Raw genomic sequence first — 16,509 nt, forward strand, 5'->3', positions numbered from 1 at the left:
ACAACAAGAAAATAGGCACTGCCACAGTAAAAATCGCAGGAAAAGGCTCTTACACAGGCACTATCACAAAGACGTTCAAGATAAATCCTGCCAAGCAGGAGATACAGAAGCTCACGGCAAAGAGCAAGGCATTCTTTGTGGATTGGGCGCAGAAAGGCTCGGCTACCGGATATGAAATTCAGTATGCTACCAACTCAAAGTTCACAAGTGCAAAGAAAGTTACCATAACAAACAACAAGACCGACACCAAGACTATTTCAAAGCTTTCAGGCAAAAAGAAATACTATTTTCGTGTTCGTTCGTATACTACTGTAAAGGGTACGAAATATTACGGCGCTTGGTCGGCTTCAAAGAGTGTGACTACTAAGAAGTAATTTTATATGAGAACAGCGTATCGCAGGGGGCTGCGGTACGCTGTTTTTGTTCACTAACTTTATAATTCGCTTAGATTACATTTCCAATATTGACATTTATTGCAGAAAGTGTTATCATGATGTTATAATCTTTTTCAAAAAAATAAAATACGTGGGAGTGATTATGTATGAAAAAAATTTTAGCTTGTGTTGCTGCCTTTGCGATCACTTTTAGTAGCACTGTTTTGCCTATTGCAGAACAAGCCACGGAAATCGGAGTTGTCATATCAGCTAGTGCAGACACCTATGGTGATTTCCAGTATAGTGTTTTGAATGACGGTACCATAGCGATTACCAAATATACAGGAAAAACCGAAAATCTGACTATCCCTGCATATATAAATGGTAAACAGGTAACAAGTATAGGCAATCGTGCTTTTTATTCAAATAGGAAGCTAGAAAGTATTAAGATCCCAAACGGAGTAAAAAAAATCGAAAACAACGCATTTGAAAATTGTGATATACTCAAAAATGTGACCTTACCAAATGGTCTAACAAGTATCGGGACTTATGCTTTCCATGGTTGCACCTGCCTCGAAAGCATAGATATACCACAAAGTGTTGTAATTATAGGAGCGTCTGCTTTTGAAGATTGTAATACTCTTAAAAAAATAGATATAAAAAATGGTGTTAAGAGTATCGGAAAAATGCATTCTCGGCAACAAGCATCAAAAACCTAACACTACCTGACACTATCACTTGTGTTGAGGATAACACATTTACAAGATGCTTGTATCTTGAAAATATAACTATCCCAGACGGGGTCACAAGCATTGGAGATCTCGCATTTTCTGAATGCCCCGCATTAAAAAGTATAATAATACCTGATAGTGTTACAAGTTTAGGAAAATCCATGTTCTTTTACTGTACAAGTCTCAGTGATATTACCCTGTCAGCAAACCTTACAACTATTCCAGAAGAAGCATTTTTTTCTTGTACAAATCTCGATAATGTTATTATTCCAAATGGAGTTGTCAGAATTGAAAAATCTGCATTTTCAAGCTGTTCAGGTATGAAAAAAATCGATATTCCAGACAGTGTTGAAACTATTGGAGAAAAAGCATTTTCTGATTGTTCAGCACTTACTAATGTTGTTATTCCTGATAGCATCACAAGCATTGAAAAGTACGCTTTCCTAAATTGTTATGCTCTCAGAGATATCAAATTATCATCAAATATTGATAACATTCCAGAACAATCCTTTCTTTGCTGTAAAAGTCTTGAAAGCATAACTATTCCCGAAAACGTCAAAACTATCGAAAATGAAGCTTTTAAGGGCTGTGAGAATCTCTCGGCTATAACAATGTCTAACGGATTAAACAGCATTGAATACAAATCATTTTCAGGCTGTAAAAAACTCACAAATATTTTTATTCCTGATAGTGTTTCAAACATTACATATAATGCTTTCGAAGGATGCACCGCTCTTGCAGATATATCTGTCAGCAATGATAACACTTCATTTTCTTCAGATGAAGGAGTATTGTTTAATAAAGACAAAACTGCTTTGTTGATATATCCACTTGGTCTTAAGCAATCATCCTATACAATTCCTGGAAGCGTCACAAGTATTGGAAATGGGGCTTTTGAAAACTGTGATAGTCTAACAGATATAATTATTCCTGATAGTGTCACATATATTGGAACATCATCATTTTCTGGCTGTACAAATTTAACACATATAAAAATGCCAACAAATATTGACAACATTCCTTCCTCTGCTTTTGCTCGTTGTAAAAGTCTTGTCAGCATAGACATACCAGAGAGCGTAAAGTACATTGGAAGTGCTACATTTTCCGAATGTTCAAGTTTAACTACGGTCACAATCCCCAAAAGCACTGAATACATAGAGATTGATACATTTTATTTTTGTGACAGCCTTATCAGCATAAATGTCGATCCTGATAATCAAAAATATTGTTCTAAAGACGGTGTTTGGTTTGACAAAGCAATGACGCAATTAATGCAATATCCTGCTAATTCAAGCAGATCCGATTATACAATTCCCGATACTATTAACACGATCGCATACAGATCTTTCTTTAATTGTAAGACATTAAAGAATATCACGATTCCGAAAAGTGTAAACAGCATTGGCATGTTTGCATTTTATGACTGCACTAATTTGAAAAATGTTTACTATAAAGGTTCAAAAGCCGATTGGGAGAAAATAAATATACTTGATTTCAATGAGTGTTTAACAAACTCAACAAGATATTATAACTATGACCCAAACCACAAACACAGCTATACAAATAGGATCACAAAGCAGCCTACCTGCACAGTAAGTGGTACAAGAACATACACCTGCTCATGCGGTGACAGCTACACTGAAACTATCCCAGCCACAGGCCACAAGTCAAGCGGCTGGATAGTCGACAAGGCGGCTTCTATCGGAGTTAAAGGCTCAAAGCACAGAGAGTGTACTGTTTGCAAAAAGGTGCTTGAAACTGCCGAGATCCCTGCACTTTCAAGAATTAGCATTTCAAAGGCAAGCGTGACACTTTCAACTTCGACCTACGCATATGATGGCAAGGCAAAGAAGCCTGGTGTAACGGTCAAGCTAAACGGCAAAACTTTGAAGAATAGTACAGATTACACAGTTTCCTATTCAAACAACACCAAGGTCGGAACAGCTACTGTAAAGATCACGGGCAAGGGCAACTACACAGGTTCTGTTTCAAAGACCTCAAAATCAAAAATAACTTCAAGAAAGCCACAGTTTCGGGCATTTCAAATAAGTCATACACGGGCAAGAATATTACACAGAGCATTACTGTTAAATACAACGGCAAAACGCTGAAAAATGGCACTGACTATACAGTTTCCTATTCAAGCAACAAGAAAATAGGTACTGCCACAGTAAAAATTGCAGGAAAAGGCTCTTACACAGGCACTATCACAAAGACGTTCAAGATAAATCCTGCCAAGCAAGAGATACAGAAGCTCACAGCTAAGAGCAAGGCTTTCTTTGTGGATTGGGCGCAGAAAGGCTCTGCTTCTGGATATGAAATTCAGTATGCTACAAACTCTAAGTTTACAAGTGCAAAGAAAGTTACTATAACAAGCAACAAGACAGACAAGACCACTGTTTCAAAGCTTTCGGGCAAAAAGAAGTACTATGTTCGTGTTCGCTCGTATACTACTGTAAAGGGTACGAAATACTACGGCGCTTGGTCGGCTTCAAAGAGTGTTACTACAAAGAAGTAATTACATATGAAAACAGCGTACCGCAGGAAACCCTGCGATACGCTGTTTTGCTCAATATACAAAATTATTTCTTATAGATCACAACGCTCTGTCTGCCCAAAATGTTATAACTGCTCTGGAAATTCGAGTACGAGAATCGTCTGTTCTTTGTGCCTGTAAGCACATCGCCGAAGATAAAATCTCCGCTGACATCATCATAGCCTGTTATAACAAGGCAGTGCTGCGGCGCATACCACAAGAAGCTGTAACTGCCTGAGCCCGGTTGGGTGTATCTCTGTCCCCTTGTAAGCTTCCAATTTTGCAGAAGATACATAGGCTTGCCGTTTGTCGCCATCCACACTATAACAGGGTGACCCTTGTCTATCTCGGTCTTTATCTGCTCTGGGGTAAGTCCGCCAGCTGACTTTGTGCTTCCAAGGTCGAGCTTGCTGGTGCTTATCTTTTCTTTGTTGACGTTTTTGCCTGTGATATAATCGGTGTAAAGCTCTATCTGATAGTTATTCTGCAAATGCCTGTCTTTCAGAAACTTATTTGCCGTCTGCGCAATAACAGGCGCATAAACTCCGGGTCCTGTGTAAGTATAAGGCGAGCCTGCATAAGCATAGTTAGGGTCTACAGTTCCAACTGCGCCGTGTGGGATATAGGCGTTTGAAACATAATTCTTATTCGTTGAAAAGCCTATGTAGTTTAAAACTGTGGCAAGAGAAGTCGCCTCACAGCCCATTGGCATTGGCGAGCCGCCCACATATCCGTTCTGATTTATACAAGCCACCACAAGATTATTGTAACGCTGAACATAAGAAGCATTTATCCAGCCATGCTTGCCTGTCTTTGGCATTTTAACGTCGATACGCCCATTCTGTACTGCGCCGAACTGCGAAAGCACAGTGTTTGCAGGGATACTGCCGATAACAACATTATCGTTCTTTGAACGATACACCGTCACATATCTTGTGGTCTTGACAGTTTTATTTGTGTAAGACTTCTTTTCGCTGCTGAATGAGCCGCTGTAAGTCACGCCGTTGAATATCCTATATGCTCTGACTTTAAATCTATACTGCTTTGCGCTTTCAAGCCTGTCGATAGTGAACTCAGTTTTTGTGGTATCTGCCAAATGCACCCACTTGCCGTTTGAATACATATAAACATTATAGCCTGTGGCTTTTGACACCTTTGACCAGCGCAGTTTCAGAGAATTTTTTGAAGTGATAGTGGAGTCCATTTTCACCGCCGACGGCAATGTGCAGGTAGTGAACTGCTGTGACAAATCAGAAAACACTCTTTCATCATTGACAGTTTTAAAAGCCCTTACCTTGTACATATACTTGGTAGCAGAAGACTTTTTGCTGTATGTATACTTAGTATCAGCTGTTTCACCTATTTTCACGAACTCCCCCGAACGCCAATAATACACCTCATAGCCCTCTGCGCCGTCAACAGCCGTCCAAGCGAAGGTGTTTGAAGACGAAGTATTGTTCACAGACTTAAGACCGATCGGTGCTTGGAGCGAAACCTCCTCCGTATCGTCAGCCGAGCTGTCCTTAGCACTGAAAGTTACGATTTCCGCAGTTTCCTCGCTGTCAGAAAAAGCGGTCTGCGCAAACCCCGTTGACATAAGCGACAGCGCAGCCACAAAAGCGATAATTTTCTTCATCATTACTGTTTCCCCCTATATATTGAGTTTTCATTTATTAGTATAGCATTTATTTTCCATAAAATCAAGTATAGGGTAAAAAATCATGCTATTCTGTAAATGAAGTATGCAGCGTGTTTTTGAGAAGGAGCACGAGGATTGTTCTTACCAGTGCGAATGGGAAGGATATCAGCTGCGATGAGAACTTCAACACTAGACAGAGGCACCCTTTTTAAAAGGAAATTACGGCAAACATGTACAGCATGGGAGAAATTGATCCTGTAAGACCACTTTCTATCATTGGGCTGAACGGCAGTATTGGAAACGGCAAGTTCAGAAAAATTGTACATTATCAACCGAGCATAAATTTCTTGAAGGATGCTCTCTGTCTTTTTTGCGTGAAAATATCTAAGCCCCACGGTGTATTTAAGGTCTCGGAAAGATGTTTCAATGCCCCAACGCATGGAGTAAAGCATTTTAAGGTCATCAGAAGAAAAAAGATCTTCAGATAAATTTGTAGCAATTACTTCATAGCTGTCATCTGATATTTTAAAGCGAACAATCCGTACAGGCAACTCATAAATAACAGTAGGCTCTGATTTTTTGTTTTTTGAAGGAACAAAATCAAAGGTACAGCTTGAAGAGATGAACTTCAAGTATGGATCGCTTAGCAATTGCTTTTTGATAGCATTTGTCTGCTTACGAACAAGTTTGAAAGTAATTAACTTATCAAACTCACCCTCAGGCAGATCAAGAACTGACATAATACAATTCTTGGAATCACGGATCCTTATGAGAAAATTTTGACCTGCTTCATTAAAATGTGCAAAAGTATTGTAAGATTCATAACCTCTGTCAGCAATAACAATGATTTGCTCAAGATCTATAAAATGGCGCTGTGCCATGGAGAGAAGAGCGCTGTGCTCATTAGAACAGTGCTTTTTCTGTATAATAACATCAGTGTAAATATGGGATAAAAGATCATACAAGGCATTGAGATGTAGCATGTTATATGGCTTAGAACCAGTCTTTCCAGAAATAAACGAATCAGCATCGCTCTTATTTGTCGGAATATGTATATCTGAACCGTCACATGCAAGAAGACTGAAACCCTTAAAAAGCTTAATTTCAGAAGAAAGAGCATTAAATTTGTCAAACAGAGAGCCAAAAGCTTCAGATCTGATTTTTGCGCGAGCTTGAACAAAGGCAGATTTAGTTGGAATATTGGTAGAATAGTCAAAGTAATTCAAGAGTTCATGAGAAAGAGATGAACTTTCCATTGTTAAAAGGCACTTAAAAATATCTTGAGGAGAGATCTTGCTCGAACGAGTAAAATCTCTTTTGGGAGAGATAAAACAAGTATTACGCTCAGAACAAACATGTTTAATAGCTGTTATCAATTTTTTCTTAATCTGCCGACATATTTCATAATGAAACCCTCCTTGAAATGGGAAAACATATACCTACTTCAAAGGGTTTCATTGTCTAAAGACAATGAAACCGCAGATTTTCTGCGGTTTGTCAACTGGTTTTCGCTATGTTTTACAATTTATTAAGATTTTCCGGTGTTCTTGTCAAAAAAAGAACCCACACTTTTTTCGTGTGAGCTCCTTTTTTAGCTTAATGATATTGGCAAAAAAATTCGGCAATTTTTTTCAGACCAAACAAAAAACCACCGCACAAAGCCTTACCTCTGTGCGGTGTAAATATCTACTTTATTACTTCCTCTTAGAAACCACCAAAGCTGCACCTGCAAGTGCTGCCAGACCTACGCTGATGCCCATTGCCGCATCTGTATTAGGGTTTTTGGTGCTGTTAGGATTTGTCGTTGTCTTTGATGATGAAGCCGCTGCGCTGCTGTCATTTGTTGCTTCAGAAGAAGCCTCGGAAGATGACTCCTCTGCTTTGCTCTCGCTGCTCTCCTCACTTGACGACTCCTCAACAACGTTATTGAACTCAACGTCGTCGTCCTTTGTCATTTCGTCAACGCCGTCGTTAACCAACTCAACTCTCTCCCAGCCGTAAATGCCTTCAATAGCATATGTAAGCTCATAAGCTGCTGTCTTCTGTGAAACAGCTGATGGGTGATAGTCAACTGCATAACCATTGTTTTCGCTGTCCTGAACGCTGAACTGGAAAACTGATACCTTGCTGTCGCCTGTTTCAGTCTTATAAGTGTCAACTGCATCTGTAATAGAAGGATAAAGCTCCTGTCCCATAATACCGAGTGTACAAAGTATCTCAGAATTTGGATTCTTAGCTCTTATCTCCTTGAGGAAATTTACATAGCCCTTTTCAAACTCAGCACACTTATCAGGGTCACCCTTTGTGTATGAGTTATCGTTTGTACCAAGATTTACAACGATAAGCTCAGGCTGATACTGTGAGAAATCCCAATCATAATTAGCTGTCTGTTCACCGTCGAACCAGCTCCATGTAAAGCAGAACTTATCATAGAAATTTGGCACAAGCAGTGCGTCATTTACCTTGCCGTTGCCTGAATAACCAGAGATCACACCTGCTCCGCTTACTGATACAAAGCTGTAGTCAGCGCCAAAATTCTGTGCTGCCTTGTAAGCATATGTCTTTGCGGCGTTCTCGTTGTAGATAGAAAATGACTTTCCAAGTGGATCGTCAACGCCGTATCCACAAGTGATAGAGTCACCAATAAACTCGATAGAATGCTTTGCTGCCTCTGTTGGCTGTGGCTTGCCGTCTACCTCAAAGCTGTCAATTGCGATAACGCTCTGTGCAGCTTCTGAAAGCTTTATGAGCTTGACAGTGCTTTCGCCCTCAGGAAGCTCTACCTCAACTGCGTTTGTCTTCTTATTTTTTATGTAGCCCTGCTTAACAAGCTTGCCGTTTACAAATACGCCAATTCTTGCCTCACCTACGCTGCCGTTTACATTGAAAACAGCCTTTGTGCCTGTGCATTTGAACTCGATACCGCTTGCAGAATAGCCAAGTATCGTTGTGTCGCCCTTTCTGTAAGTACGACCGATAAGCTTAACATTGTCGCTTGTTGCCTCATAAGAGGTGAGCTTGTCCGTTGCTTCTGTGTCTGCCATGGCTGTCATTCCCATGCAGCCTGCTGCAATAGCTGCAGCACAAAAGCCTGCAAAAAACTTCTTCATACTATGATTTCCTCCGTTTTTAAGGTTTTTGAGTCTTTCACCTTAATATTTCTCAACTTAATAATTTAATTATACTCTATCTGTAAGATATATGCATTAATTTATTGTTAATATTCATAAGATGCATTATTAACAAGCCTATCAATTATTCTTTATCCTCTTATAAACCACAGCCGACAGCGGTGGACAGACAAAGCTGCTTGAAACAGGCTGTTTGTTCATCTTGCCGTTTTCGTCAAGCCTGAGATAAAAGCTTCCCTCAGGCAGACCGAAGCCCCTGTTCTCGTAGTAAGGATTAAGTGCGACAACATAGCATTGTCCGTCTTTTTCAAGCTTCCAGCTTACGCAGTTCCAATCGTCATTGTGCATAAAATGAAGATGTGCGTTCACGTCCTCTTTAGTATACATTCGGAAAAGCGGACTTCCCTTTCTCAGCCTTATAAGAGCCTTATAATACTCAAAAACCTCTTTATATTCAAGCTTCCTGTTCCACTTTATGGAGTTAGTGTAGTCAGGCGCATTGTAGCTGTCATGGGAATAGATATTCACATCGTTTGGCGCTTCGCCCTCTTTGAGTATCCTCGGCTTTGACCTAAGAAAATCCTGACCAAGCTGTATGAACGGCATGCCCTGTGAAAGTATCACTATCGCCGCCGCAAGCTTATCCATTTTTATCCTTACGCCCTCACTGTCATTCTTTGCCGATATACAAAGCTTGTCCCACAAAGTATTGTTGTCATGAGCCTCACAGTAATTCACCGCCTGAGTAGGTTCAAAAGCCCAGCAAGCTTCTTTTGCGTCATTTATCTGATAGTGCGGCACAGAGCCGGCTATACCACGCCTTAGAGTAGAAGCCGCATTTCTGTTTCCGCTGACAAAGCCCTTGTCATATGGATTGAAAGTACCGCCCTTAATGGAATCTCTGATGTTATCGTTGAAAAGTCCAACTCTGCCAAACTGGTATGAGTTCCATTTATATGCAAGCCTGTCAGCAGGGAGCGGTGACTCTCCTCCCGTCCAGCCCTCACCATACATTAGTATCTGAGGGTCTATCTTGTTAAGCTCGTCCCTTATGATGTTCACAGTTTCAATATCGTGAAGCGCCATAAGGTCAAAGCGGAAGCCGTCTATCTTATATTCCGTTGCCCAAAATCTGAGAGAATCTATCATGAATTTTCTCATCATCATATGGTTTGAAGCCGTTTCGTTTCCACAGCCCGAGCCGTTTGAAAATGAGCCGTCATTTCTTATTCTATGATAATAATATGGGAAAGAACGCTCAAAAGCTGACTCCTCGGTATAGTAAGTGTGATTGTATACCACGTCCATTACAACGCCAATGCCGTTCTCGTGAAGTGCCATAACAAGCTGTTTGAACTCTCTTATCCTGCACTTAGGGTCATAAGGGTCTGTGGAATATGACCCCTCAAGGCAGTTGAAGTTCTTAGGGTCATAACCCCAGTTATATTGATTGAGCCAAGGCTTGCTCTCATCCACAGTGGCATAATCTTCCACAGGAAGCAGGTGAACATGGGTTATGCCAAGCTCTTTGAGATGCTCGATACAGGTGTTCACGCCCTGATATTTCGTACCCTTATCGGCAAAAGCCACATACTTACCTCTATGCTCAGGAGCAACGCCTGATGAACTGTCCGCAGAAAAATCCCTGACGTGGCACTCATACACCACTGCGTCGCAGGCATTTCTGCACTTAGGCTTTTTCACCTTGTCCCAGCCCTCAGGATCGGTGGTCTTGAAATTCACCACCGCACCAACGTTTCCGTTGACTCCGCAGGCTTTGCATAGATATCTATAGTTTCATGCCTTGTTTTGTGGTCAAACTCAAATGTATAGGTATAAAAAACACCGTCAAGGTCACGGAGTATCTCCACATACCAAACACCGTGGTCAAGCCTTTCCATAGGCAGGCTTTCAAGACGGCTTTTGCCCTCACCGTCAAGATACAGATTAAGATAAACTCCCGTTGCAAGCGGCGACCATGTTTTGAACACAGTTTTGCCCTCTTTCATGACCGCACCCAGATCGTTTCCTATATATTGATTATCTCTGTCGAACTGTTCATAATTCAATCTGTACATCAACCATGCCCCTTGCCTATATTTTTTTACGTCTTAGATATTTTTACTTCAGACTTTCGCCAAGCACCGAGCCTTGAAGAAGCTTAGTTTCAAAGCCTTCCCTCGTATTTTTAAGCAGGTCATCGCAAAGCTTTACCTTGTCCTTTTCAAGAAGCAGCAGGATAGTTGAGCCGCCGAACTCGAAATATCCCTTTTCTTCGCCCTTTGTGACCTTTACGCCGCCCTCAGTGTGCAGATTTGATATTCTGCCCACCATAAGAGCACCGACTTCCATTTGAATAATATCTCCGAACTGCTCCGTTCTTATCATGCAATACTCTCTGGAGTTTTCCTTGAAAACAGGCAGATAATTGTTCACCACAGGGTTCACAGTGTGAAGGATACCATTTATCTTTCTGTCGTGGCTCTTTACACCGTCTGCACAATAGCAATAGCGGTGATAATCGTCAACTGAAAGCCTTATTATCACTGCATAGCCACCCTCATAGCGTTTTGCAAGCTTGCTGTCTCTGAGGAGCGAAGCGGTATTATACACTGCGTTCTTTATAATAAAGGTATCAGACTGTGTTATCTTATAAGCAGTCACCTTACCGTCACAAGGTGACACCAGCAGATTCTTGTCCTTAGTGATAAAACGTCTGCCAGGCTTTATTTTTCTTGTGAAAAAGTCATTGAATGAGCGATACATTCTTTCCTCATAGTCAAACATATCTATTCCGTTTTTTTCTGCAAAGCCGAAAATAAAAGGCACTGAGAACTTGCTGTCAAGTATCACTCTTGCGCACTTTGAAAATATCGGACAGCCGAGAAATTTCATAAGCGCCCTGCCCATTGCCGAGCTGTAGGCAGCCGCAAGAAAGCTATCCTGAGATGTGGTCTGTTCGTATTCTCTGCCCTGTCTGTCACGATATTTCATTTGTTTCTCTCCTTTTATTTACATTATTGTAGGGGACGACATCCCCCCGACGTCCTGTTTTTCACACACCTGTCCGGCAAAAACATTTCCCATTCAGGTAACTTTTATCTTAGATTATATGCTGCATTTTAAGATAGCCGAGAAGGATTATCGCACCTATAGTAAAGAGTATCAGCACGCCCTTCATGGAAAGCTTCTTGACATTTATTTTCAATACAAAGAGTATTGAAATAAGTATCATAAAGCTATGGAAAACAAATGGAAAAATATTCCTCGGTATATTGTGCTGACCCATGAACAGCAGAGGAAGTATCATAGCAACTGTTGTAACAGGCAGACCCTTATATTCTTTTCTGTTCTCTGTTGTGTTTCTCCGACGCTCTTCCTCCATAACGTTGAAGTAGCCAAGTCTGATAACAGCACCCAGAACTATCATAATGCTTGCGATAAGACGAAGCGGATAAACCGAGTTGTAGTGATAGCCTATGACAGCAGGGAAAACACCGAAGCAAACAAGGTCGCACAGCGAGTCGATCTGTATGCCGAACACCTTTTCATGCTCTGTTCTGTTTTTCATGCTTCTTGCTATCTTGCCGTCAAAAAGATCACAGATACCCGAAAGAAGCAGGCAGAGAAAGGCTATGGACATATGATTTTCAAAGACCTGTGTAATGCCGAACACTGACGAAACAAGCCCTATGTATGTGAGTATTACCGAATAATTATAAAAACCGATCATTTTTTCTTTTCCTCTCATTCTTTTTCGACTTCTTTTTTAACTTCCTGCGAACCCTCAAGACCATTCTTCTTATCATTCCTCATAACGATAAAGTGAGCCACGAACGTTACCAATGCGCTCATTATCAGCAGTAAATAGAAGCTGAGTCCACGGCTCAGCAGCATTGCAGGCTTTACAAGCTCTGCGGTGAAAATGCCCATGAACATATATGTGAAGCAGCCCTCTGTTACGCCTGCCGCACCAGGCAATGGCAGCATTTCAACTGCAACGCCTATCATAGTCTGAAGTGCGATAATATTCCAAAAACCTGTTCCGCTAAGGCCGTAGGACTTATACACTATCCATGTGACAGCCAGCAGGAACAGTCTCTGCACCAGTGTGATAAGAAAAATATTTATCACAGTATGCACATTGCTCTTTATATATTCCGAACCGATCATGTAATTGTCACAGATACGCTTTATTTTGTTTATGTATTTTTCGTTGTTCTTTTCTTTGAGTATCCTTATGCGTGTCAGAAGATTTATAAGCTTTATGCCCATTTTTCTCGCCCACAAAGGCTTATAGAAAATAAACACAAGCCCTGCGATATAGGCGATATTCAGTATAAAGCCGATAAGCAGAAGCCACCAAAGCCGTCCCACATGAATCTTTATAAAGCCAAAGTTGAAAAGCAGGAACGCCACTGCAAGAAGCACCTGCACAGCCTTGAAAGCTATGGTGATGATAAGCATTATCAAGGTGGAAAAGCCTATCTTTATGCCGTCTTTCTTCATGTAATACATCTGCGCAGGCTGTCCGCCGGAAGCAGACGGCGTTATACAGCTAAAGAAAAAGCCTATAAACGAATATTTCAAACAACGCCTGAAAGGAGTTTTTACTTCAAAAAGCCTCAGCATATACTTTATTATGACCGACTCCCCTGCCACATAGCAGAACACGCACACAGCACCCACTGCAAGCCAGCTTTTCTTTGCAAGGTGAAGATCTGCCACTATGTCGGAAAATTCTTCTCCTCTGAAAAGCAGTCTGACTGTCAGCCAGCCTATGACCACAATAAAGAATATATTAAGAACATATTTCAGGTTCTTTTTTATTTTCATCATCTCCGAATTTTCAGCCTGTCCATTAAAAGGTCAGACCGTTTTTGTCCCACACATATTTTTTACAGCACGAATGCCATAAAGCACAGATTTACTATTATCTGCAAAATTGTAAATCTTATTACTACCTGAGTATCAGACCAGCCCTTGTTCTTTCTTGCATGGTCGTGAAGAGGAGTTCTTATGCCCTCCATAAAATTCTTTATTTTCAGGAAACGTCTGAAAGAAAGCTTGAGAAGTCCAAGTCCGCCGTCAAGTATGATAACTATAGCCATAGGGATAAATGCGAACGGTGCGGCAGTTTTTAAGAACATCACCGCAAGGAAAACGCCCAGCGCTCTCGAGCCTGCGTCACCCATGAGCATCTGGCTAGGCGAGCAGTTGAACCACAGATAAGCCGCAAGCGTCACGAACATTATCATAGGAAGGAGCATATCAGCCGCACCACTCTTTGTCACCATAAATGCAAGTGGCAGAAGAACTGCCATGACCAATGAACCGCATAGTCCGTCAACGCCGTCTGTACAGTTTGTAACGTTTATAGCCGTCCAAACGAGAACGCCTGCAAGGATGATGAACAGCGGTGCAGGGATAGTGAAAGTAGAATCTGTGATATAAAGCTTCACCTGCGAGCCGTTATAAAAATAGTATGTAAACGCAATGCCAAGAGATATAACAAGGTCGATAAGACCCTTTTTCAGGTTGCCCCAAGGAGTTTCAGCAGCATCATCAAAATATCCGCTGAGCATGGCAGCATACACAAGCACGAGATAGATTATGTTCTCGATATCGAGAGGATAAAAAAGCGCTGTGCAAAGGGTAAAGGAAGTCACGAAGATAATTCCTGCACCACGAGGCTTGCCCTCAGAAAGAGCACCGTTCACAGCAAACGCTCTGCCCTGATCTTTAGGCAAAATGCGTTTGAAAAATTTCAAGCTGAAAAAAGCAATAAGAAAACTGCACAGCATTGGCACAAGCAGCACCAAGGTGGTATTATCAGTCTTAGCCAAAAGGTTATAAAACATTGTCATCGTCCTTTTCTGTTTCAATTCATACATATACTATTATATTATACAACATAGCTGTGCAAAATGCAAATATTATTATCCGTCATTTTGCACAATTTTTTCTTAATGGTTTCTTAATGTGGAAAATTTAAGGTAAGTGCCAAGCAAAACAAAATGCACAGCCCATATAAGACTGTGCATAGGTTCATTCTGTTTCATTCAATATGTTCATTATTTCGGACGGCGTAACAATAAAATCTTTCATGGGATAATGTTTCTTATTTCCCGTGACAACATAAGCATTATTATCACGCTTTTCCATTGCTACCTCGTAGAAAATAAGATCGTCCATATCCACAAGTATCTCCCCTGTCGGTTTCGGGTCAACTTTAATTCCATTTGAAATAATAGAATTTATCATTGTTTGGATAGTTTCAGCTTTTAGGTGAAACTTAGGTCTGTCCAAGACTTCCGCATATTCATCTATTATGTCATCATGAAACAGCGGCGTTATCCTGCCGTCAAGCACCTCACGAAGCACCATACACGGCGGAGATTGCGAATTTTTAGTGATAAGAGCAGATACGATAACATTTGTGTCAATAACAGCGCAGACTTTCATTTATCATTTTCTCCTGTTCTTTCTCACTTCTGCTATTTCAGCGTTTATCTCGTCCAAAGACATTTCAGGGACGTCAGTTGCCTGCTCTCTAAGCTTTTCAAACGCTTCAAGTCCCTCTGCTCTTGTAACAGCATTTTCAGGAAGAACTGTTTCAAATGGTATTCCACGCACCATTTTGCTGCGCACCATAAACATTCTGAAAGCTGTAGGAAGATCCATTCCTAATGCACTGTATATCTCGCTTACCTCATTTTTAAGGTCACTGTCAACACGGAATTGAACTAAAGTCTGATTTTTTGCCATACAAAACACCTCCAAATATATTAAAATGTATGTGTTTATCTTTCAATTATATTATATCATCATTTATATATATTGTCAACACAGTACACTACAAAATACACTATCATGAAAAAATATATTTGCTCCTAAAGATTGAAAAAAACATTATTTTGTGCTATAATTATCTTATTAAGGAGGCATTTTCATGGCAATAAAAGACAAAGTGCTGGAACTTCTCGACGATAACAAGGGCAAATATCTTTCAGGCGAACAGCTTGCTGACACGCTGGGCTGCACACGAGGGGCTGTTTGGAAGGCTGTGAAAGCTTTGCAGGAAAACGGCTACCCTATCTCTGCGGTGACGAACAAGGGCTATTCCCTTGATGAAAACACTGATATACTTTCCCTTGCAGGCATAAAAAAATATCTTGACCCTGACCGTCAGGGGCTTGAAATAGAGGTATACAAGGAAGTAAGCTCCACTAATCTGGTACTCAAAGACTATGCAAATCAGGGTGTGCCCGAGGGCAGGATAGTCATTGCAGGTATGCAGACCCAGGGGCGTGGAAGGCTTGGACGTTCTTTCTTCTCGCCATCTGATTCGGGACTTTACATGAGCATTCTTCTCCGCCCTGACATGGCTGCGGCTGACGCTGTTAAGATAACCACTGCTGCTGCAGTATCTGTTGCCCTTGCTGTGGAAAAGGTCAGTGATCAAAAGCCTGACATAAAGTGGGTGAACGACATATACATAAACGGCAGGAAGATATGCGGAATACTCACGGAGGCTTCTTTCAGCATGGAAAGCGGCGGACTTGACTACGCTGTGCTTGGTATCGGTGTGAACACCTACGAGCCGGAAGGCGGTTTTCCTGAGGCAATAAGAGATATCGCAGGACCGATATTCCACGAAAGAAAAAGCGATATGCGAAACAGGATAGCCGCAGAGATAATAAACAATTTCATGCGTCTTTATGACAGCTTTGAAGAAAACAGCTTTTACCCAGAATACAGAAAACGCTTGCTGTGGGTAGGCGAGAAGATAAACGTCATAAGAGGAAGCGAAAAAACTCCTGCCACAATGCTTGGGGCTGATGAGGACTGCCGCCTGCACGTCAGATATGAGGACGGCAGAGAAGAATATATTTCCTCAGGAGAGATAAGTATTCGCAAGGCTTAACATAATATACGAAATGTTAGGTATATCTAATGAAACAAACGGCTATGATTTTTTATAATTAATTCAGTTTATCAAATAATATCAGCAGGTCGAGTCATTGAGAAATGGCTCGATTTTTTATGCATTATAACTATATAAACGTTTTCGTTTATGTGTATTTCTACAAGTTAG

At 41.0% G+C, this 16,509-nt stretch carries 16 protein-coding genes; 5 read left to right on the forward strand and 11 right to left on the reverse strand.

Annotation, left to right across the window (positions count from 1 at the left end; genetic code table 11):
* From DW793_RS11695 to DW793_RS14735, 4 genes are all read left to right on the forward strand, one after another.
* The coding region (locus DW793_RS11695) for a fibronectin type III domain-containing protein (RefSeq protein WP_147342200.1) at window positions 1-374 on the forward strand (374 nt) is incomplete at its 5' end.
* 167 nt (window positions 375-541) lie between these two features.
* Window positions 542-1,093: a leucine-rich repeat domain-containing protein gene (locus DW793_RS11700; protein ID WP_118158226.1), complete on the forward strand. Its 552-nt coding sequence runs from the start codon at window positions 542-544 to the stop codon at window positions 1,091-1,093.
* 14 nt (window positions 1,094-1,107) lie between these two features.
* Window positions 1,108-3,216, forward strand: coding sequence for a leucine-rich repeat protein (locus DW793_RS11705; protein ID WP_252969868.1), 2,109 nt, complete (start codon window positions 1,108-1,110; stop codon window positions 3,214-3,216).
* Window positions 3,217-3,350: 134 nt separating this feature from the next.
* A complete protein-coding gene (locus DW793_RS14735) occupies window positions 3,351-3,623 on the forward strand; it encodes a fibronectin type III domain-containing protein (RefSeq protein WP_290126986.1) in 273 nt (90 codons plus the stop codon).
* Window positions 3,624-3,687: 64 nt separating this feature from the next.
* Here the strand turns inward: DW793_RS14735 and DW793_RS11715 are convergent, their stop codons facing one another.
* The 11 genes from DW793_RS11715 to DW793_RS11760 form a co-directional block, all read right to left on the reverse strand.
* On the reverse strand, window positions 3,688-5,280 hold the full coding sequence (locus DW793_RS11715; protein ID WP_038670857.1) for a C39 family peptidase: 1,593 nt from the start codon (window positions 5,278-5,280) through the stop codon (window positions 3,688-3,690).
* 80 nt (window positions 5,281-5,360) lie between these two features.
* Window positions 5,361-6,656, reverse strand: a complete 1,296-nt coding sequence (locus DW793_RS11720) for an IS4 family transposase (RefSeq protein WP_181988360.1) — start codon at window positions 6,654-6,656, stop codon at window positions 5,361-5,363.
* Window positions 6,657-6,974: 318 nt separating this feature from the next.
* Window positions 6,975-8,390 (reverse strand): SGNH/GDSL hydrolase family protein, encoded by a 1,416-nt coding sequence (locus tag DW793_RS11725; protein ID WP_118158230.1) that lies wholly within the window; start codon window positions 8,388-8,390, stop codon window positions 6,975-6,977.
* 141 nt (window positions 8,391-8,531) lie between these two features.
* Window positions 8,532-10,157, reverse strand: a complete 1,626-nt coding sequence (gene pulA / locus DW793_RS11730; protein WP_252969865.1) for a type I pullulanase — start codon at window positions 10,155-10,157, stop codon at window positions 8,532-8,534.
* A complete protein-coding gene (locus tag DW793_RS15455) occupies window positions 10,151-10,489 on the reverse strand; it encodes a hypothetical protein (protein ID WP_252969866.1) in 339 nt (112 codons plus the stop codon). The genes pulA and DW793_RS15455 overlap by 7 nt, the downstream gene beginning before the upstream one ends.
* A 43-nt stretch (window positions 10,490-10,532) precedes the next feature.
* Entirely contained in the window at window positions 10,533-11,405 is an 873-nt protein-coding gene (locus tag DW793_RS11735; RefSeq protein ID WP_118158231.1) for a phosphatidylserine decarboxylase, read from the reverse strand.
* A 109-nt stretch (window positions 11,406-11,514) separates the two neighbouring features.
* Window positions 11,515-12,144, reverse strand: coding sequence for a CDP-alcohol phosphatidyltransferase family protein (locus DW793_RS11740; RefSeq protein WP_118158234.1), 630 nt, complete (start codon window positions 12,142-12,144; stop codon window positions 11,515-11,517).
* Window positions 12,145-12,158: 14 nt separating this feature from the next.
* Window positions 12,159-13,250: a lysylphosphatidylglycerol synthase transmembrane domain-containing protein gene (locus DW793_RS11745; RefSeq protein ID WP_252969867.1), complete on the reverse strand. Its 1,092-nt coding sequence runs from the start codon at window positions 13,248-13,250 to the stop codon at window positions 12,159-12,161.
* Window positions 13,251-13,309: 59 nt separating this feature from the next.
* On the reverse strand, window positions 13,310-14,272 hold the full coding sequence (locus DW793_RS11750; RefSeq protein ID WP_118158233.1) for a phospho-N-acetylmuramoyl-pentapeptide-transferase: 963 nt from the start codon (window positions 14,270-14,272) through the stop codon (window positions 13,310-13,312).
* A gap of 187 nt (window positions 14,273-14,459) precedes the next feature.
* A complete protein-coding gene (locus DW793_RS11755; protein ID WP_117923260.1) occupies window positions 14,460-14,876 on the reverse strand; it encodes a putative toxin-antitoxin system toxin component, PIN family in 417 nt (138 codons plus the stop codon).
* Window positions 14,877-14,879: 3 nt separating this feature from the next.
* Window positions 14,880-15,179, reverse strand: coding sequence for a type II toxin-antitoxin system RelB/DinJ family antitoxin (locus DW793_RS11760; RefSeq protein ID WP_046440079.1), 300 nt, complete (start codon window positions 15,177-15,179; stop codon window positions 14,880-14,882).
* Window positions 15,180-15,363: 184 nt separating this feature from the next.
* Here DW793_RS11760 and DW793_RS11765 point away from each other — a divergent pair, with 184 nt between their 5' ends.
* Window positions 15,364-16,338 carry a biotin--[acetyl-CoA-carboxylase] ligase gene (locus DW793_RS11765; protein WP_022288456.1) on the forward strand — a complete coding sequence of 325 codons (975 nt, stop codon included), beginning with the start codon at window positions 15,364-15,366 and terminating at the stop codon, window positions 16,336-16,338.
* Window positions 16,339-16,509: the final 171 nt, after the last annotated feature.

Source organism: Ruminococcus sp. AM31-15AC (genome assembly GCF_003462045.1).
In the GTDB taxonomy this organism is placed as follows: Bacteria; Bacillota; Clostridia; order Oscillospirales; family Ruminococcaceae; genus Hominimerdicola; species Hominimerdicola aceti.